Source organism: Treponema peruense, from assembly GCF_016117655.1.
Classification (GTDB): Bacteria; Spirochaetota; Spirochaetia; order Treponematales; family Treponemataceae; genus Treponema_D; species Treponema_D peruense.
Window position 1 is genome coordinate 2,248,061 of record NZ_CP064936.1, and the last position, 19,036, is coordinate 2,267,096.

The window sequence follows — 19,036 nt, forward strand, 5'->3', positions numbered from 1 at the left end:
TAGATATAGACAATGTAAGTCTCGAAGTTGTTAAATAAAAAAAGCGGGCAGCCTAAAAAAATCAGGACTGCCCGTTAATTTTTTAAACCAAAAGACTACTTGCGCTTAAGGTACTTGATAGAATCCAATGCTACGGCTGCAATCAGAATAAGTCCTTTAAATACAAACTGAAGATTTGTATCAATACGAAGGAATGTAAGACAGTATGTAAGTGATGTAAAAATTATTACACCAATTACAGCTCCCGAAATTTTTCCTATACCTCCGTTAAAGGAAATTCCTCCTACAACACAAGCAGCAATTGCATCAAGCTCATACCCCTGTCCTGTTCCGGCAGAGGCATTTGCTTTGAATGCTTCCAAAAAGGCACCGCAGCCATAGAAAATTCCGGCCATAATAAAGATACCCATCGTTGTCCAGAATACCGAAATTCCGCTTACTGCAGCCGCTTCTGAATTTCCACCAACGGCATACATATTCTTTCCAAAGGTTGTTTTGTTCCAGATAAACCACGCTACAAAGATTGCAATTATCGCAGGAATAATTAGTTTCGGGAATGTAACCAATTCACCGTTTATTACACCCATTACCCAACGACCTCCAATCATGTCCTTGATTTTACCATCAATTGAACCTACAGGAGTTCCCGAAGTTCCAAAGAAAAGCAAACCGTAAATAATAAGCTGTGTGGCCAGTGTAGAAATAAACGGATGGATTTTTAACTTTGCAGTAAAGACACCGGCAAAGGCACTAAAGATTACGCATAGCAATATAGAAAGAAACAATGCAAATGCAAGACGTCCGCCGGTACTCATTGCAGTAAAATCCCATGGTCCCATTTTAAACATAGTGACAATATTTTTTCCGGGATGCAAAATCAATCCAGTGACTACAGACCCAAGCGCAACCATTCGTCCTACACTCAAGTCGGTTCCGGCAATCAATATTAATCCGGCAACTCCCAAAGCATAGAACATACGGGTTGAAGACTGTTCAAGAATTGTAAAGATATTGGGCAGACTAAACAGGGCGCCGTTTCCTGTAAGTGGTGCAATAATAATACAAACAATAAAGAAAATTATGATTGTAATATACAACCCGTTATCAAGGAAGAATTTTGATGCCTTAAAGGAATTCTTGTAGTTCTGCCAGGAAAGACCTATATCTTCTGCAATATAAGGGGTGCCGTTTCTGAATGCACGGTTTTTCTGAACGCGGTCTACATAAGCCTGATTAATTGCCATCTTTGCAAATTGAATTTTATTATTGCGGTGGCTCTTCTCGTCAAACAGAGCAGACTTCAATTCGTAAGCGCAGTTGTTAATATCCCTCTTTTTGTTGGCTTTTGAAACATCATCAATTTTGCCTTCATAGCTTTTTACAATTTCTGCTTTTTTTGTGGCAAAACTGCTTTTTATCTTTTGAATATTCTCTGAGTATTCATCTTTTGCCTTTACAATAACTTCTTTTTGCTCTGCTTTTACGTCTTCAATATATTTAACTGCGATAGAATTTGTATAGGCAACACTTTCTTTGGTAAGAGCCGCAATTTCTTCTTTGTTTTTTTCAGCAACAATCCGCGCATCTTCCAGAACCTTCATATCAGAAGCTATACGTTCTTCGCGCTGGGTCTTATCCAAAAGTTTATTGCGTTTAGCAGCCGCTATATCCTGGCGAAGTTCCGTAATTTTATTGACACCGTCTTTTCTGAGCGCATCAAGTTTTTCGCTATATTCTTTTAGTTTGGCATCATTTTCCAAAATATTTTCCATGTAAATCCTCCTCGTTACAGATATTTTGCAGAAAGGCGGAGAAGCTCTTCCTGATTAGTTTCTTTTGTATCTACAATACCTGCAAGTTTATGATTTGACATAACTGCAATGCGGTTTGTAATTCCCAAGATTTCCGGCATTTCGCTTGAAACTACAATTATAGTTTTTCCCTGCTTTGCCATATTGATTATAAGCTGATAAATTTCATACTTGGCACCCACGTCAATTCCACGGGTCGGTTCATCAAGTAAAAATATTTCAGGCTGGCGTTCAATCCATTTACCTATAATTACTTTCTGCTGGTTTCCGCCCGAAAGCGAACTTATAAGTTCGTTGGGAGAAACACATTTTGTGTGCATAAGTTTTACTTCGCGGATTGCAGCTTCATACATTTTCTGGTTGGAAAGAATTCCCTTGGACTTGTATGATTCAAGATTTGTAATTACTGTATTAAACTCAATGTCGGCCTTGGCAAACATTCCGTTTAATTTACGTTCTTCGGTAACAAGCGCAAAGGAATTGTCCATGGCTTCACGGCTGGAATTAAAATGAAGTTTTTTTCCGCTGTAAATCATTTCTCCAGAAGCAACTGTTCTTATTCCAAACATTGCTTCTAGCAACTCTGAACGTCCGGCTCCTACAAGACCGTAAAGTCCAAAAATTTCACCTTTCTTTACCTTGAACGAAATATCTTCAAGGACAGGTTCATATTTTGTACTCAAGTTTTTAACTTCAAAAATGTAATCACCGGGTTCATTGTCTACATCCGGAAAACGTTTTTCAAGTGAACGACCGACCATTGCCGCAATCAACTCATTCATGTTGGTTTCTTTAATAGGCTTTGTCATAATCATTTTGCCGTCACGCAAAACTGAAACTTCATCGCATATCTGAAACACTTCATCCATTTTGTGGGAAATGTAAACAAAAGAAACACCTGTTTTTCTTAACTCGTCTACAATTGAAAAAAGTTTTTTTACTTCATTTTCTGTCAATGAAGATGTCGGTTCGTCAAGAACAATAATCTTGGCATTGTAAGAAACGGCTTTTGCTATTTCTACCATCTGTCTCTGGCTTACAGACATCTTTCGCATAATCTGCTGCGGATTGACATTCATTTTCAGAGAGGCAAAAAGCTTAATGCTATCTTTAAGCATTTTGGCTTCGTCAATTACACCAAATCTTTTTGGATAACGTCCTAAATAAAGGTTGTCAAGAACAGAACGGTCAAGGCACTGGTTTAATTCCTGGTGAACCATTGCTACTCCGCTTTCGAGTGCCTCTTTAGGACTGTTAAAATCAATAAGTTTTCCGCAGAGAGAAATTTGACCTTCATCTTTTGCATAAATTCCAAAAAGGCACTTCATCATTGTAGACTTTCCGGCACCGTTTTCGCCCATAAGGCCAAGAACAGAACCTTTTTTTACAGAAAGGTTTATTCCGTCCAGAACCTTGTTTTTTGCAAATGACTTGGAGAGGTTTCTGATCTGCAGCATATAATCTTCTTCCATGTAGTAACCTCAAAAATAAATTAAAAAAAAGGCGCCCATTCCAAAAACAAACGGACGCCATTTTTAATAGACCGGTCTTATTAAAACCGGCTTTCAGTTATACTAGTATTTAAGTTTGTCCAAATAGTCAGCACCAGAGTTTGTCTTAACCATGTTAATGGCATAGGCATCGTAGTTGTTGAGATTTGTAAACTTATCAAGACAAGAAGATTCGTTCTGTCCGTCTCCCTGTACTACATTCAATGTAATTCCAAGTAATGGAGCATAGTAGTTAAGAGCCGGAAGATAAGAAGATGAAAGGAAGTTATCTGCTGAGTTGTATATTGTAAGAATTACCTTCTTTTTTTCTGCAGTTGTCTGTTTAATTCCCTTATCACGGCTACCCGCTGCATATTCCTTCCAGTTATCTTTGTTAACGCCAGTGTTGGAAGCAAGCAATGCTTTTGTATCAGCCTTGTATTCAACAAAGGCAGAAATTTTATTTCCGTACTGGTCGGGCTCAGAAATTCCCTTCTTGTAAACATCAGCACCTGTAAGTCCATCCATAAGATTTCTAAGAATCTGAAGTGTTGCAGTAGCCTGTGCATCTACGTTCTGGGAAACTGTACCTGTAAGCTGTCCTTTTCCAATTGCATCAACTGCATCAGCATTTGCATCATATCCAAAAATAGGAACTCCTGCCGGATAGTTAGAAGCCTGAAGACATCCCATAGCCATACCGTCGTTGTTTGAAACAACCATATCGATTTTGTCTGCAAACTTTGTTGCCCAGTTACCCATAGCTTCTGTAGCAGCATTTGCATTCCATGTTGAACCGTCGGTACCAGTCATGGCTTTTCCTTCAAGTTCAACAACTTTGAATTTCTTTCCGCCTACAGTTACAGAACCTTCCTTGTTTACAGTTGGATCAGTTGAACCGTTCCATGTTCCAAGAGCTTCACGAATTCCCTGTGTACGGGCTTTTGAGTCGTTATGTCCAACGTCACCAATGCAAAGTACATAACCTATAATTCCATCTCCATTGCGGTCAATTACAGAAGGATCTGCATTTGCAAGATAATCTGTAATAAGTTTTCCTTGAACGGCTCCACCACCGGCAGCATCAAAACCTACATAATAAGTTTTGTCATTCCAGTTCATTGAATCCATATCGATTTTACCGGTTGTTGGATCCGAAGGCTGCCTGTTAAAGAATACAAAAGGTTTATCCTTGTTTTGTACTATTTTACCGGTTGTGTTTTTTGAACAACCAATAAATGCGAGAGTTGCCAGTGCAAGTGCCGGTAATACTAAAAGTGTCTTTTTCATTTTTGCTCCTTCTGAAATTAATGTTGAAAAAATCTGCCACTAGAAATATTTCTTATATAGTATTATCAGACAGGTTGTTGCAAAAGTCAAACATATAAAACTTATTTTATTTAGTAACAGTATTTTATTTTCATTTACATTTACTGAAAAAACGGCGGAACAAACGATGTTTAAAGACGAAATTCCAGCAGTATCTTCTATTGTGTCTGTCAATAAGGATGGACAATATCTTCATCGTTCAAAAAGAGCCACCATTTGGAATTTTCAGGAACAATTTTTCCATCATTGTCCCAAACCCAACAGGTCAGAATTACATACAGCCAGATGCCTTCTGAATATTCACCTTTTTCTCTTTTACCTGTTTTCAAAATTTTAAACGCAAGTCCGCCTTCGTGGTTCAGCGTTGTATGCACAAGTGCATCTTCTGAAAAACTCATTTCATTTCTGAGCATGACTGGGCCTGTCAAACAATAATATTCATCTGCATGAACACGTTCCTGTGCAAAAGAAGAAGCAAAAGACACAAATATAAATAAGGATATCAAAAATAATTTTTTTATTCGCATGATTTGTTGGTTGTATTTTACACCAGTAAATAAAATTCGGCTAGTATTAGTATATTTTTTTTCACACGGATTTGCTCAGCCCTAACAGTCTTCGCTTTTTTATAGGCGAGAGATGAAAAGTAAGAGCTTTTTACTTGCCGTGAGTTCCGTTTTACAGCAGCATTGCAAGAGTTCCTGCTACAATCAGTACAAGACCTATTCCTGCTTTTGTTGTAAGTTTCTCTTTAAAAACCACATAGGAAAATACTATGGTAACTAAAATACTCAGTTTATCAATCGGAACGACAACACATGCAAGGCCATCCTGCAATGCCTTGTAATAACAAAGCCAGGAAGTTCCCGTTGCTATTCCTGAAAGACAGATTAAAAGCATTTCTTTACGAGGAATGCTCTTTACTGTTCCCATTTTTCCTGTAACTGCCACCATAATCCATGCCATTACAAGTACTACAAAAGTTCTTATTGCAGTTCCCAGATTTGACTCTATACCTGTAATTCCGATTTTTCCAAGTATTGCCGTAAGACTTGCAAATATTGCGGAACCGAATGCATACAATATCCAGCTTTTGTTTTTTGTATCTTTATTTTCTGAAGATTCTTTTTTCTGGATCATGAGATATGTACCAACAGCAATCAAAACGACAGCAACTATTCTCACACAGGAAATCCTTTCATGCAGAATAATTACAGCAAGAATAATGCTCAATACTGTACTCGACTTATCGATGGGAACAACCTTATTGATATCGCCAATCTGCAATGCATGGAAATAACAAAGCCAGGAAGCTCCCGTTGCCAAACCGGACAGAATTAAAAACACCCAGGTTTTAAGCGGAATATCATTTATTGTCCTGACTGAACCTGTTATAAAAACTATAAGCCAGGAGAAAATCAGTACAATTACCGTTCGGATAGCTGTTGCAACATTTGAGTCTGTTTTCTTAATTCCACACTTTGCCAAAATTGATGTAATTCCAGCAAAAAAGGCAGATCCTACAGCATAAACAATCCACATTTTTTACTCCGCCATAAAAGTTTTGTTTGTTGAATAAATAATAGCACAGGAGGAATTTTTGTGCATGTCTTTTTTGTTCCTTAAAATTGAACGATTGAGCAAGTTTCAACTTGCGATTGAGTTCAATTAGTGCGCGTGAGCGTACTGGTAAATTAAGACAGTTGTGTAACAACTGAAGTTTTCATGAACAACGCTATCTGAGTTGTTCATGAAATACGTTTTATTTGTCAGGACTTGTAGTAAAAAGTATTCTTACCATTTCCTTCTTTTTGTATGACGCCTTCTTCTGCCAGTTTTTTTAATGAAGCTATTACAGATGACCGACCAGCAGAAGGACATGAATTGATTACATCGCTGCTTGTAAACGTGCCGATTTTTTCATTGCAATATTTTTTCACAACATCGTAAGCTGTACTTTTTATACCTGCATAATTCATAAGGCCGACCCTTTCTTCAAATTCAATATAGCAGGCTAAAATCATCCGGAGCATATATTTTATAAAAGCCGAATAATCATTTTCACCTTTATTCCAGCCGGAATCTGAAAGTTGCAGCGTATCGTAATAAACGTCTTTTGTTTTTTCTATTTGTTTTTCAATACTGAATAGTTTTGTTTTTTACAAGTTGATTAAGACGGGTAGCAGTTGTGACAATACCTTCAATTCGGTTGGAAGCTTCTGTACTTTGAATTTTTGCAATTTCTACAAGGCGTTCCAGTTCAACAGGTTTTTGCCGAATAAATAAATTCTGGCGTCCTTTACATTCATGAATTTTTGCTAGCAGATTTACAGTTTCTGTATCCCATTTATAATTTAAAAGTCTAGAATAATCAAAATTCCGCATATAATCCCCATTCGTCCAATCAATTACCGATTCATCCAAATTATACACATTATTGGACGAATAATCAACAAATTGGACGAATCAAATTTTTGTCACACAGGAGATGAGAGAGACGTGAAGTGAAAGATTTTTTTTTGCTTGCGGTGATTCTTTTTGGCAACTTTTGTTTCTAGAATTTTATTCAAAAAGGATATAAAATAAAACTGTTTATAAACGCAAACTTTATCATAGGAGAAAAATGCAAATCGGAGATAAGTTATCTTTTGGAAATTACAGCTGGATAGTTTTGGATATTCAGGATGATAAAGCACTTCTGCTGACAGAATTTATAATAGAGCAAGGATCTTATCACAGTTCATATTCAGAAATAACTTGGACTGATTGTGCGCTAAGAAAATATTTGAACGGAGAATTTTATAATAGTTTTCCCAAATCAGAACAGGAGAAAATCTGTTCAACAAAAAATGTAAATGCAGATAACCAGTGGTACGGAACAAACGGCGGAGCAGATACAGAAGATAAAATCTTTTTACTGAGTATGGAAGAAATTGTATGCAAATATTTTGGTGAAGTTCTGAAAAACTCTACAAGCCCGGCAAAAATCAAAGATACTGGTTTGAAAGAAAAGATATCAATAACAGCAATCGAATTGCAAGACTTCAAAATAATAAAGAACAAGTCTGGTGGTGGTGGACAAGATCTCCGGGCCGTGTCGGAATAAAAGCAGTATATGTCCACGGAGATGGCAACATAGGAATTCAGGGCAACAATATATTAAAAGGAAATATTACAGATGGATGCTGTACCGGAGGAATGCGTCCTGCACTTTGGATAAAGATTTAATAAAAGGGATTGAAAATATGAAAACAAGAACGCAGTTTGCATCTGAACCAGAACAGCATGAACTTATTGAAAACTTAAAAACTGCAACAAAAAAATATGTTTCTCAATTAGATAAAGAAGGAATTCAGACTATTCTTTTGAACGGAAGTATAAAAAGAGGGGACTTTTGTACGCAACATTTAGGAGGTTATGTAGACCTTGTTGTAATGGTTAAAGACGAAAAAATATTTAATTGGAAAAAAACTTTTGGAGAGGCCGAAGAAGAGTTTTATATTTATCATTGCGTCCGTAAAGAAATTGACGGATTAAAAGTTGGTTTTCAAATTGAAAAGAGGCCTTTCGAAACTTTGGATTATTTTGAAACGCTAGATGAAAACCGACGGTGGGCTCATCTTGAGAGTGAGATTTTATATGATGAGGATGATTTGTTTGGAGTTATTGTCAATTGTTGTGGATTGAAAAAAAGTGTCTTTTTCATCAGGCAGCCTTCTTTTCTTCACCGTCCACAAAAATTATATTTTTGGCGACAAGTTCAAGTTGTTTAAATCCCCTGAGCCGTCGCCAGTTTTTCTCTGCCTGAAGACAAAGCTTGAAAGCCATTGCAACAGAAGCAGCGGAAGAGCCGTTTCCTTTTGTTGACTTGTGGAACCAACATCTCTGAATTTTTAGCTGGCCCCAGATTTCATCAACTGCATTTTGAAACCCAAGCGCTCCGTCGCATACTGCCAATTTTGGCGCTTTTGTCAGTCCGCGGAATTTCAAATCAAGCCTTCACCAAGAACATCATGGAGCATGGCTGAAAACTTGTTTGAAGAAATTCCTGCAAGGTAGGCAGCGGAAAGTATTGCTTCTACTGTCGGAGTTTTTCTTGCAAACGGAGGAAGAACTTTGCTTACAAAGCGATCCTTTTCTTCAAGTGCACGGTCATCAACTCTGGGAAGCCTGACTGTAACGTAACCGTTTGTAGTAAGAATTGTCCGTTCTTTGTGAAAGCCGTTTCTTACTACAAGTTTGTTTCCGGTTTTGTCTACGATAGAAGAAGTTTTATTAAGAAAACGCTGAACTTCATCCTCGTAAAGACTTTCAATTACTTCACGTGCTCTTGCACGGATTGCTTCTTCAAGCAAATCAATCGTCGGACTATTGGAATTTTCTTCAATTTCCAGTATTCTTTTCATAAGAGGTCTCCTTCGATGTTTATTTTTTTTCCAAAGAAAACTATACCTTAGACAGACCTCTTTTTCTATGCCTTCTCAGGCAATCCACAACTTTTGATTATAACTCTCTTCGTCATCAAGGCCATTTATTTCGGCAAGTTTTTTATTGATCCGCCCGGCAACGGCTTTGATTTCCTCACTTGTTACCGGAGTGTCTACCTGTAAGTTTTCTTCTACAACTCGATGAATATAATAGTAGCATTCTTGAAGATTTTTAACTTTGCTAAAAATTGTAATATGGTGAGAAAAAGGAACCTTAAAAAAGTCTTCTACAGGGAAATCTACAAGATTGATCCCCGAAAGCTTAAAATCCGAAATTGGAATTATTGCTGTTAATTCGTCAGACGTGTCTGACGAATTAAGTTTTTCGGGCAATTCGTCCGTCATAACGGACGAATCAGAATCTTCTAAGAAACTCCAGTTTTCATAAAACAAACGCATTTTCTTAAGACTTGTTGCCGAAAATCCGCGTAATCCAGGAAGTTCCTTTCTAAGTTGAGAACTTATGGTTTCAAGAACGCTTGTTCCCCAGTTTTTTTTTCCTTTTTTTGAAGAAAGATAACGACCAATGCCATAATAAAGAATTAGCTGAACGCGAGTAGTTTCCTTCGCTGCCTGATACTGAGACTGTAAAATTGTTTTTTTTACTGCTTCTACAGCGGTGATCAGTTCTTGTTCCATAGTTACCTCTTTTTAAAATGATGGAATAACTTTTAATGTTCCATTTCTTATATCAGGATTATTCTTTGATATTATTCTATACTTTATATTGTCGATCTTTGCTTCCATATCTAAAAATATTGGAGTTGGGAATGCAATAGAAGTATGTTGTTTTATGTAATCTACATGTAGTTTTACAATAGCTTCATCTTTTCTATCAAATATTTCATACGAAAATAATTTGTTTATTTCTGATTTATATTTTTTTTCAAACCACATTTCCTCGTTTTTGAAAACAGGTTCGATAGGCATGGGGGTAAATCTTTTATTCTTTACCGAAGAATCATAATCAAAATATTTATCTGTTTGTTGAATAGAAAATAAATCAGAAAAATTATATTTTTTATCGAATGAATCAAGGACAGTGAACTCTGGTACAGGCATTTTATAATGAGGTATTAGTAAAGAAACCGGTATTGAAATTTCTATATCTATATCTTCATCAAAACTGTTTCCTGAATTCTCAATAAGAAGTTTCGTCATATTTAGATTATCATAGTTTTTTTCAATACTTTCCCAAAGAATATAATCTTCAATTTCTTCTTTTACAGCGAAAATATACTCGTACTTCCGTTTCTCAGATGGGGTGCCTTTTAGGACTGTACCGCCGCCATGTAATGTAGATAACATGTTTGCTGTAAAATCTTCTCTTAGTTTACCTACATCAAAAAAATCATTACTTAGCGTAAAATTGTATTTCTCTACAAAAAGAGTAATAATCTTTTTAATATCTTCAGAGATTTTTATTAAACTGCCTTTTAGTAAATCCATAGAACTGACAGTTGCTATAGGTGACCACTTCAAAGAAGCTTCAGATAAGGAATCATTTGTTTCTTTATAAAAATGAATTGTATTTATATAGTCTATTTTATTTTTAATTCGCTTTAATCTTTCTTTATATGGCATTGGATTAGGAACTATGTATCTTTGCACAACAAGTTTATCAACAATATTATTATCACAAGAAATAGATTTTAATACTAATTTTGGTTTTATTTCAGAATTAATCGTGTCGATTTTTTTCACAGTCAAAAAGTATTGCGTTAAATGTGCATAGAATAATTCTTTAAAAGATTCGTTTGAGTCATACGGCCAATAAATACCTTTATTCTTATATTTTTCTTTCAATTCTTCTACAAGCTTATATTGCTCTGGATCATAACCAGGCTTTACTGGTTTTTCACAAAAATATAAAAACACTTGTTTGCCAGAATTCAGCATAATTTGAATTTCTTCTTCTGAACCAGATTTATATTCATCGGTTGGTGTACCGAACCTTGTCCAGAAAATTGCTACCGCGGCATCACAGTCTTTGACAAATTGTTCATTCAATAAATCTTGAGGCTTGCCACCAGATTGTGGGTATGAACTTTTACTCCAATGTCGAGACAATATTGATAACCCTAATGAATTTGTAAACTGTTGATTAAACTTTTCTACAACTTCTTCAATTATTTTAATTTCATTAGTGATATCACCGGGACAAGAGATAAGCAAATTATATTGGGTAATATTTTTTGGCATTCTTCCTACTCCACCTTCCACACACTATCATCCCCGCAGATATTCCTGATTTTCAGACGCATCGGTTTTGTTTCGCTTTTGATTGTGCCGTCCCAGAAATCTTTTGTCTTTATACCATTCTTAATAACAAAACCAAGCTTATCAATTTTGATTTCTGAATCTGAATGCCACTCACCTTCTGTTGCAGTACAATCCACGCTGAGCCATTCAATGAGTTCCAGTCCTTCTTCTGAAATGACGATTGGCTTGAACTTTTTACCTTTTGAGTTGAGTTCGCATTTTTGATTGTAGGCGTTTATGTGTCGCATTACCCGATCGCTCATAAAAGATTTTACGGTCAGCTTATATTCCGGTATTAGTTCTTCCTGAACTTCGCTTACTTCAAAGTCAGCGGTGTCTTCAATCACTATTTCATCAAGCAGTTGTTTTAAGTCGCGGAATTCGATTTTTGCAAGGGTTGATTTGTCTGATTTAACGAACTCTTCAATTTCTGAAATATCCGCCACATCAACATAATAGATGATTACGCGGGTCGGAGTGAAAGGAAGATTTCCCAGATGTTCATGCAGAATGCGGCTCATAAAAGGCTTGTCTAAAATCTTGCACTCACTGTTTTTCAAATCCGGAAGATAAACAGGAACCGAACCGTCCTTCACGCTTTCTATACAGCCCGCCCAAAAGTCTGAAAGCCCTTCCATTTTTCCAAGCCCGGGCACGAGAGACTTTAGTTTTTCCATCGTCTGTACTGGATTACGGAACAGGGAAACTCCATCTTTTATTTCAAGAACAGAAAATGATGCAGGACTATTCTTCTGTGCAATCAAGCGGTCGCGTACGGTCTGGATAGAATTGATGCCCACATCGCAGTGAATGAAACGGCGGTTAAGTTTATTTGCTACAGCTGCCGTTACACCAGAACCGCCGAAGAAATCTGCAACAAGCATATTTTCATCGGAAGATGCTTTAATGATGCGTTCAAGCAGGGATTCAGGTTTTTGTGTGGCGTAGTCAATGCGTTCATCTGCTTGGGAATTAACGGCATTTATATCTGTCCATAATGCTTGGCATGGCATTCCCTTTAATTCATCAAGATAAACTTTTGTTCTTATTCCACCATTTTTTGTTCTGTATAGTCGCCCTTCTTCATCCATTTTCTTTAGAGTTTCGTATGGATAACGCCATAGTGTTCTATAACCATCATATTCATAATCATATCCACCGCCTTGCAATCCTTTAGCAGTTGGATTACCACTATCCCATAATCGTCCATCTGGATCTTTGTATTTAAAACGAGCAATATATTTTTCATCATAATCTTGAAAAATTGTATTAAAAATTGCTGAATCAGATTTTGTGTAAAAATAAATCATATCATAATTGTTACCAAAAAAGCCTGAATCACTATGAGCCGTTGCTCTTTTCCAAATTATTTCGCTCCTAAAATTATCTTCACCATAAATCTCATCCATCAAAATCTTTACATAATGACCAATATGATAATCCAAATGAACATAAATGCTTGCTGTCTCACTCATCACACTTTTTATTGCGCACAGGTTTTCATACATCCAGTTCAGGTATTTTTCTTTATTCCAAACATCACCGTACATTTTTTCTTCAAAACTTTTCAAATCTTCAATTTCAAGTTCTTCTTCTGCCTGCTTCAAAGCCTTTGCCAGTTTGGGATTCTGACGGATGTAAACGGTCTTGGAATAATCAGCTCCGCTTGCAAAGGGCGGGTCAATGTAAACTAAATCAACAAGAATACCTTTTTCTTTAAGATAAGCACAGGCCGACACACATTCCCCGCGAATCACAAGGTTCTGCTTTGCTTTTTCTTTATCGCCGAAAGTTTCAACAGTCTGCATTTCATACAAAGGCATACCGCGTATAAGTTTACCTTTTATATCATAGTTTCCTTTATAACGGAGAGTGCGAGTAAAATTATCTAAAAGAGCCTGCCCTTCAATCGGCTCCGGGGTGTATGGAATGTATTTAATTGGCATTCATTTTCTCCTCATAACTTACTAAAAATGCAATATCTTCTCTTGTAATATTCTTTTTAGATTCTTTTGATAAATAAGTTTTTATAGTTGAGTTAAATAATTCAACATCAATAAACAATGATTCCACATTATTAATATCCTCTCGTATTGTTAAATTAAACAATATTTCAATTAATACTTGAGATGTATATTCCATTAAATGTTTTGTAAGATATTGTAAATGTTTTGGTGTTTCCCCAGAATGAATAATTGTATTTCTTGCTCGATACAATCTACGTAGATGCCATTTTAATCTTGTTTCAAATCTTTCGATATCTTTTTTTACTGAATTAAGTTTTTCATATCGTTTATTAATAGCAAAAATATTATATCGAATGAAAGGGTATTTTTCTAAAAAAGAATTTAACTCAATACGAGCATCCTTATATTCATCTAATAAAATTAAATTTATAAAATCTAGGTTATTTATTGATGATTTGTTAAAATAAGTATTAAAAAAGCCCTCTAGCTGATTTTTTGGTATATTATCCGTAACATCTCGTAATAAAGCTTCAAAGATCATAGCATAATAATCTTTTGAAAGAATTGGGAGGATATTATCCTCGATTTGCATAATCTTAGAAATATCTTTCTTTTCACACAAACTTTCCAATACCGCCCAAAAATTCAGAAATGAACTTTCTAAGTGCTTGTTCTCATAAGCATTGGTATAATTCATTATTGCTTTATCAATAACAGGAAATACATTATTCTCATAAGTCATTAAAGAGGTTATAACGCCTTCTGCCGTTTCGCCAATTTGTAATTTAGAAATCTCAGCTTCTTCAGAAAGATATACAAGTCCATTTCTTCGTATTTTGATAAAATTTCTTTCACCAGACTCATCATCAATAACTATACAAGATTTTCCAAAAAAAGGTTTTGTGCTTTGAGAAAAAAACTTATAATATCTTGTAAACAATGCTAAATTATTCATTACTCGTATAGAAGCTTGATTTGAATCTAATTCTTCCACCGAAGCAGAAATCAAAATATATCTATCAGTATCATAATGAAAACCTTCTATAAATTTTGAAGGTGTATTAAAAGAGACAGATAATCTTTTTTCAAGGATAGCTTGAAACTGTTTTATCTCCAAGTCAACAGGAAGAATAACGGTGAATCTTTGATTAACAAAATCAAACTTTGTTAAAAAAGTTTCAACTGTATTTATAGAAATCTCTTTTCCACTTTTGAATATTTTTTTATTATAATTATAAATAAAGTCTTCTGAATATCCGCCACCAATCAGATATGGAAGATAACTTTTTAATCCTAAATAAAGTTCAGTTTTATTTTTTTCTTTCTTTATGTTTTCTAATAAATAATTTTTTGCAATTTCATTAAACTTATAAAGTTGATTTACTAAGTATAAAATTACAGATTTTTTTTCTTCAAAGGGAACTGCACTAAACTTTTGCTTTATAGCTAAAATTTCTGTCTTTTTTAAAATACAATTAACAATTACATCTTGTCCTAAAGTCTCCCAAATTTCATCAGAAATAAAATCTAGATGTTTTTTATCAATCATTCCTTTTCTTACCAAATCAAATGCTTCGAGATATTCATATAATAAAGAATAAGCATTTAGAACAGAGACACAATGTACATGATCGGTATTTGGATTTAGAAGTTTTTCTATACTTTGAGAAAAAAATAGAACGGCATCATTCTTGAATCCATTCTTCCAATTTCCAGTAATTTCATATTTCATTCTCCCATCTCCTCCAAGAATAAATCGTAATCGCTCTTAAACAATCTATCCTGTACAATTCTGTATTTTTCAAATTCGCTTTCTGCATGTAGTTTTGCCTGTTCCGCGCTTATTTTTCCTGGTCCTGTTAAAATTTCATTTCCGTTGAATTCCAAAAAACCATCCAAACGTATTGCCCAATCTTCCATGCTCATAGGTATGTGACGTTCTGCCTGCATTTCTGCATAATCAAGATATAAGGAAACAAGTCTCTCCATAAAACTCATTTCTTTTTCTGATAAATAGTTTTTTGCAATAGTTACGTCTGCTTTTATGATTTTTCCAGAAGGTGCATTTTCCCAAGTTGTAAGCCCCATGTGTTCCTTTTTTGCATCAGCGCGCTCCACAATAAGTTCTGCTGCCGTATGCCTATGTACAGCATAATGCATTTTATTCTGCACCATCTTAAAGAATTCTTTTGTTGTAGTAGCATCCTTGTCATAATCAAAGGCCGTTGCATATAAGTCAGTAACCTTTTGATAAAACTTTCTTTCTGAAAGCCTTATTTCCCTGATTTGCTGAAGCTGGCGCTCAAAATATTCATCTGTAAACATGTGTCCTTTTTTCAGTCGCTCTTTGTCCATTGTCCAGCCTTGAATTGTATAATCCTTGACAATTTGACCAGCCCACTTTCTAAACCTAACGGCACGCTCATTATTTACTTTAAAACCAACAGCAATAATCATCTGAAGATTATAGTGCACAACCTCACGAGAAACAGTTCGGTTTCCCTCATTTTGAACTATTAAAAAATTTTTAATAGTTGCCTCTTTTGTTAATTCTCCATCGTCATAGATTTTTTTAAGATGATAATTTATATTTGCAACATCAACATCATATAAAGCTGCCATCATTTTTTGGGTCAGCCAGATATTCTCGTCTTCATATCTCATTTCATAACTTTCAGGAGAATCACCTGTTGCTGCAATGTAAGTAAGATATTCAGCGGCGGAACTTCTAATTGTAACTTCTTTTTTTTGCTTCTTTGCCATTTACATTTCCTCCCCAAAAAATGCATTAACATGGATGATTGTCTTTTTAATTCTTTCTTCGTCCGACTTATTATCTTGCAGATAAAGATATGAGAATTTTTCAGCGCCTGTTTTTTCATTGTTCATCTTTATAAAATACTGCTCAACAAATTCCCGGCGGGCAATGAAATTCGGGTCATTTGCATATAAGCTGCCTTTTGTTTCAACAATTAAAACTTTTCCGACTTCGTTTTCTGATTTCCTTTGCAAGATGATAAAATCAGGTGTATATTCACCGACATTTGACCAATCTTTTTCAGTTTTTTTATAACAGTGAATCTTAAAATCAGTCAGATTTCGGTCACCGTTATAATAGACTTCAAGATTAAATTTTGACACGCACTCTTCTTTTAAAACTTCTCCAAGGAATTTCTGTTCAAAAGAACTGTCTGTTTTATATGGAAGGTAATGAAAAGTCCGGTCTTTATTTGGATAAGGGCAAGCCTTATTTTCAATATCATCAGCCTCTTTATTCAAACCTGCTGCACGGAGAGCTGTAACGGCAGCTTTTGTCTTTTCATCGATTTCAGTTTTTCCAGATTTATCTGCGTCAATTATCTTTTGAACTTCGATTTCTTCAGGATAATAATCCTTAATTTTAGATGACGCAACTTCGACTTGTGGCGAAAACTGTTCTATGCACAGCAATCTTACTGATTCTTTTATAAATTCTTCCCTGACAGAAAAATCTCGTTTTTCATAAAAGGCGGTTCTGATAAGTGAATTTAATTTTTGTATGTCATAATGAGAACTGAAATATGTCTCGCCATCAGCTTTATATGAGACTTCATTAAAGACCTTGCGCAATGCCTTGTCATGTTCATGGAGTTTTGCAATTGTTACAAAACCAAAACTCTCTCTCGCTATTTCATAAAGCCAAGTATTGTATCGTGCCGGAAGTTTTCCATGCTCAGAAGAATCAATATCGATATTTGTGAAATCTGCTTTCCTGACATCAAACTGTTTATTTATAACTGCTTTCTGCTCAGAATTTTTTACAGCATTTGAAATAACATTTTCAGTATCAGGCTCTTCCACAAGCAGAGTGTCATATTTGATTGAATACTGATACAGCGGTATTGGAGGAAGCTTTAAATGCTCAGTACGATTATATCTGTTAAGCGTTTCGGTAGCACCTCTTGAGCCCTTCTGGAATTCATCTAGATTGATATGCTGCTGTTGCTCAAGTTGCTTTTTAAGTTTTTCAGCATTTGTCTCATTTAAATATATTAAGGCAGTTTCTTTTTTACCACGCTCTACCTGACGTAAACATCTACATGAAGTTTGCAAAACCATATTTGTAGGACAATCCCCCTCTTGCGAAAGAATTACCCCTGCAAGGCTCCGGCAGTTCCATCCTTCTTTTCCAATCTGACAAAGGAGTATTATTCGTATTTTTGATTCACTTCTATCAAGAATCTTGAACTGATAATCACTATCCTGTGGCTTAGGATGATTTTTATTTCCGTCATGATAGCGTAAAATATGCTCATTAGGATTCAGTCCGTACTCCATGATGAGATTTGAAATAAACGGATAAACTTCTTCTTCAAGAAAATCTATTCCTTTTCCGCAATAAACCGCAAGTTTAGCCTGCAGTGTGCGTGGCGGGCGGTCATAAATGGTGTCTTTATATTTTTGTAAGAATTCACGTACGCCGCTTTCAACAATCTGCATACTGTCTTTATTGTCAGAAACCTTTACGGTTGGATATTTCAAGAAGTTTCCTATTGCGTCTACAAGCGGATAATAATAAACGGTATTAGAAATATCAGACGAGGCAACAGAAAGAGAATCTGTAACAGGTATTTTTTCTGCTTTATCCAAGTATGGTGTACCAGAAAAGCCGATTACATTCGTCACATTTTTCTTTTCACCATTTGCCCAACGGTTCACCACAGAGCGGAGTTTTATGTCACCATCTGTTGCATGATGAACCTCGTCGATAAAAACAGAAAGCTGTGGGAACTTCCCAATCCAGTAACGAAGTTCATTTGCCTCACGGTCTTTTGTTTCCGAACTTTCTTCAAATAATTCTCCCTGTTCTGCACGAACAAGTCCGTCAAGAATAACCTTTTCTGCATTTGTTACGGCCACAAGGCCTGTTAAATCCTCAAATGGCTGATGTAAAGCCAGCTTCTGTACATTTGGATTTTTAGTTCTATTTGATTTTTTTGCAGATTTGTTTTCATCCAACACTTCAAAAATCATTTGTCTCTTTATTTCGCTCGCTGTTGGTTCAGGCAAAACCCATGCTGGATTAAATTCCTGTATTGTTCTTAGACTTGGAATAACCGAAGTTTTTAATCCAGAGGGAGCTAAAATAATGAAATTTCTAGCAAATCGTTTTTCAGCTGGATTCTGCATTGCAAAATACAAATCAATATAAATGAAAGCCGCCATCAAAAATGTTTTTCCAGCTCCCATTGGAAGGCTGAAAAGATAATCGGAATATGTGACACCGTAAAAAATCTTTTTGAAAATACCTTCATAATCAATGCTTTGAGGATTCTTTTTTATTTCATCCGCAAGTTTTACAGAAACCTGTTCACCTCTATCATTTTTTTGTGTGGCATACTCATACAAGGAAAGAGCCGCTTTATTATGAAAAAGAGTCTCGCGGGCTAGTGTAGAAAGCTCCATGCTATTCAAATCTTCCTCTGAAAGAGAATTAAAAGCGCCATTGCAAAAGAGCTCATAAAGAGGTTTGTTGTCACAGGCTATCTTTAAAAAAAGATATGTTTTTATTGCTTCTATCTGTGCGTCGCGAAGTTCCCCTGTAGAAATCATATAGGAAATCAAGTTTTTTATTTTGCAATCACCAGAAGATAACCATTTTTTGCATGATTTTTGAATCATTGTATGAAGCATTTTTATTAATTTCCTTT

Annotated in this window: 14 protein-coding genes and 2 pseudogenes; 2 read left to right on the plus strand and 14 right to left on the minus strand. The window is 35.5% G+C overall.

Annotation, left to right across the window (positions count from 1 at the left end; all coding sequences use genetic code 11):
- Positions 1 to 95: 95 nt before the first annotated feature.
- The 7 genes from IWA51_RS10335 to IWA51_RS12725 all read right to left on the minus strand — a co-directional run bounded on the left by IWA51_RS10335 (position 96) and on the right by IWA51_RS12725 (position 7,054).
- Complete coding sequence (locus tag IWA51_RS10335; RefSeq protein ID WP_198442352.1) at positions 96 to 1,772, minus strand: ABC transporter permease subunit; 1,677 nt, start codon at positions 1,770 to 1,772, stop codon at positions 96 to 98.
- A gap of 14 nt (positions 1,773 to 1,786) precedes the next feature.
- Positions 1,787 to 3,283: a sugar ABC transporter ATP-binding protein gene (locus tag IWA51_RS10340; RefSeq protein ID WP_198442353.1), complete on the minus strand. Its 1,497-nt coding sequence runs from the start codon at positions 3,281 to 3,283 to the stop codon at positions 1,787 to 1,789.
- A 102-nt stretch (positions 3,284 to 3,385) separates the two neighbouring features.
- Positions 3,386 to 4,591: a substrate-binding domain-containing protein gene (locus IWA51_RS10345; protein WP_198442354.1), complete on the minus strand. Its 1,206-nt coding sequence runs from the start codon at positions 4,589 to 4,591 to the stop codon at positions 3,386 to 3,388.
- Between the two features lie 209 nt (positions 4,592 to 4,800).
- Positions 4,801 to 5,115: a hypothetical protein gene (locus IWA51_RS10350; protein WP_198442355.1), complete on the minus strand. Its 315-nt coding sequence runs from the start codon at positions 5,113 to 5,115 to the stop codon at positions 4,801 to 4,803.
- A 193-nt stretch (positions 5,116 to 5,308) separates the two neighbouring features.
- On the minus strand, positions 5,309 to 6,172 hold the full coding sequence (locus IWA51_RS12970) for an EamA family transporter (RefSeq protein ID WP_198442356.1): 864 nt from the start codon (positions 6,170 to 6,172) through the stop codon (positions 5,309 to 5,311).
- Between the two features lie 227 nt (positions 6,173 to 6,399).
- Positions 6,400 to 6,654, minus strand: a complete 255-nt coding sequence (locus tag IWA51_RS12720; protein WP_230402651.1) for a hypothetical protein — start codon at positions 6,652 to 6,654, stop codon at positions 6,400 to 6,402.
- Positions 6,655 to 6,766: 112 nt separating this feature from the next.
- Positions 6,767 to 7,054: a hypothetical protein gene (locus tag IWA51_RS12725; RefSeq protein ID WP_230402652.1), complete on the minus strand. Its 288-nt coding sequence runs from the start codon at positions 7,052 to 7,054 to the stop codon at positions 6,767 to 6,769.
- A gap of 199 nt (positions 7,055 to 7,253) precedes the next feature.
- On the opposite strand from IWA51_RS12725, the pseudogene IWA51_RS10365 reads away from it, so the two are divergent.
- Positions 7,254 to 7,858: pseudogene (locus IWA51_RS10365) on the plus strand (DUF6273 domain-containing protein).
- Positions 7,843 to 8,403 carry a hypothetical protein gene (locus IWA51_RS10370; RefSeq protein WP_198442358.1) on the plus strand — a complete coding sequence of 187 codons (561 nt, stop codon included), beginning with the start codon at positions 7,843 to 7,845 and terminating at the stop codon, positions 8,401 to 8,403. Before IWA51_RS10365 ends, IWA51_RS10370 begins: the two are co-directional and overlap by 16 nt.
- On the opposite strand, the pseudogene IWA51_RS12975 reads toward IWA51_RS10370, so the two are convergent.
- The 7 genes and pseudogenes from IWA51_RS12975 to IWA51_RS10410 all read right to left on the minus strand — a co-directional run bounded on the left by IWA51_RS12975 (position 8,336) and on the right by IWA51_RS10410 (position 19,019).
- Positions 8,336 to 9,036, minus strand: a pseudogene (locus IWA51_RS12975) (transposase). The gene IWA51_RS10370 and the pseudogene IWA51_RS12975 sit on opposite strands and share 68 nt — an antisense overlap.
- A gap of 75 nt (positions 9,037 to 9,111) precedes the next feature.
- Positions 9,112 to 9,756 (minus strand): DUF1016 N-terminal domain-containing protein, encoded by a 645-nt coding sequence (locus tag IWA51_RS10385; RefSeq protein ID WP_198442361.1) that lies wholly within the window; start codon positions 9,754 to 9,756, stop codon positions 9,112 to 9,114.
- Between the two features lie 12 nt (positions 9,757 to 9,768).
- Positions 9,769 to 11,340, minus strand: coding sequence for a hypothetical protein (locus IWA51_RS10390; RefSeq protein WP_198442362.1), 1,572 nt, complete (start codon positions 11,338 to 11,340; stop codon positions 9,769 to 9,771).
- A complete protein-coding gene (locus IWA51_RS10395; RefSeq protein ID WP_198442363.1) occupies positions 11,325 to 13,325 on the minus strand; it encodes a site-specific DNA-methyltransferase in 2,001 nt (666 codons plus the stop codon). The genes IWA51_RS10390 and IWA51_RS10395 overlap by 16 nt, the downstream gene beginning before the upstream one ends.
- Positions 13,315 to 15,078, minus strand: a complete 1,764-nt coding sequence (locus tag IWA51_RS10400) for a hypothetical protein (RefSeq protein ID WP_198442364.1) — start codon at positions 15,076 to 15,078, stop codon at positions 13,315 to 13,317. Before IWA51_RS10400 ends, IWA51_RS10395 begins: the two co-directional genes overlap by 11 nt.
- Positions 15,075 to 16,109: a virulence RhuM family protein gene (locus IWA51_RS10405; RefSeq protein WP_198442365.1), complete on the minus strand. Its 1,035-nt coding sequence runs from the start codon at positions 16,107 to 16,109 to the stop codon at positions 15,075 to 15,077. Before IWA51_RS10405 ends, IWA51_RS10400 begins: the two co-directional genes overlap by 4 nt.
- Positions 16,110 to 19,019 (minus strand): DEAD/DEAH box helicase, encoded by a 2,910-nt coding sequence (locus IWA51_RS10410; protein ID WP_198442366.1) that lies wholly within the window; start codon positions 19,017 to 19,019, stop codon positions 16,110 to 16,112.
- Positions 19,020 to 19,036: the final 17 nt, after the last annotated feature.

Bases quoted from the DNA above. Each gene is read 5' to 3' on its own strand.
- IWA51_RS10335 (WP_198442352.1), bottom strand. From the start codon at position 1,772: ATGGAAAATATTTTGGAAAATGATGCCAAACTAAAAGAATATAGCGAA.
- IWA51_RS10405 (WP_198442365.1), bottom strand. From the start codon at position 16,109: ATGGCAAAGAAGCAAAAAAAAGAAGTTACAATTAGAAGTTCCGCCGCT.
- IWA51_RS10395 (WP_198442363.1), bottom strand. From the start codon at position 13,325: ATGCCAATTAAATACATTCCATACACCCCGGAGCCGATTGAAGGGCAG.
- IWA51_RS10400 (WP_198442364.1), bottom strand. From the start codon at position 15,078: ATGAAATATGAAATTACTGGAAATTGGAAGAATGGATTCAAGAATGAT.
- IWA51_RS10410 (WP_198442366.1), bottom strand. From the start codon at position 19,019: ATGCTTCATACAATGATTCAAAAATCATGCAAAAAATGGTTATCTTCT.
- IWA51_RS12720 (WP_230402651.1), bottom strand. From the start codon at position 6,654: ATGATTTTAGCCTGCTATATTGAATTTGAAGAAAGGGTCGGCCTTATG.
- IWA51_RS12970 (WP_198442356.1), bottom strand. From the start codon at position 6,172: ATGTGGATTGTTTATGCTGTAGGATCTGCCTTTTTTGCTGGAATTACA.
- IWA51_RS10385 (WP_198442361.1), bottom strand. From the start codon at position 9,756: ATGGAACAAGAACTGATCACCGCTGTAGAAGCAGTAAAAAAAACAATT.
- IWA51_RS10340 (WP_198442353.1), bottom strand. From the start codon at position 3,283: ATGGAAGAAGATTATATGCTGCAGATCAGAAACCTCTCCAAGTCATTT.
- IWA51_RS10345 (WP_198442354.1), bottom strand. From the start codon at position 4,591: ATGAAAAAGACACTTTTAGTATTACCGGCACTTGCACTGGCAACTCTC.